Consider the following 263-nt stretch of genomic DNA (forward strand, 5'->3'; position numbering starts at 1 on the left):
CATCAGTCTTTATCACAGTTCCAATCCCTTTTATCCTCACCTTGGTTATGGGGAATTGTGATTTTTGCGATCATGCTGGTTTGGAATTGGCAATTACTGCTAGCGACGGTAATTGCAATGGGAATGTTGATTGTACTCTTTCGCTTCCCGGTGAATCACTGGTCAGGATATTGGCAAAAATGGCAGCATACCCTAGATGAATCGCAACAACGGTTACTGATGGCATTAGGAGGAAGTAGCTTAATCGGTGTGGGCAGCTATTG

Annotated in this window: 1 protein-coding gene; it reads left to right on the forward strand. The window is 44.1% G+C overall.

Annotated features, from left to right (window positions below; all coding sequences use genetic code 11):
• Positions 1-57: 57 nt before the first annotated feature.
• A partial coding sequence (locus tag R0J87_RS21585; RefSeq protein ID WP_498888859.1) for a hypothetical protein occupies positions 58-263 on the forward strand: 206 nt, incomplete at its 3' end.

Origin of the sequence: Halomonas sp. SIMBA_159 (genome assembly GCF_046536035.1) — a bacterium.
Lineage (GTDB): Bacteria > Pseudomonadota > Gammaproteobacteria > Pseudomonadales > Halomonadaceae > Vreelandella > Vreelandella venusta_A.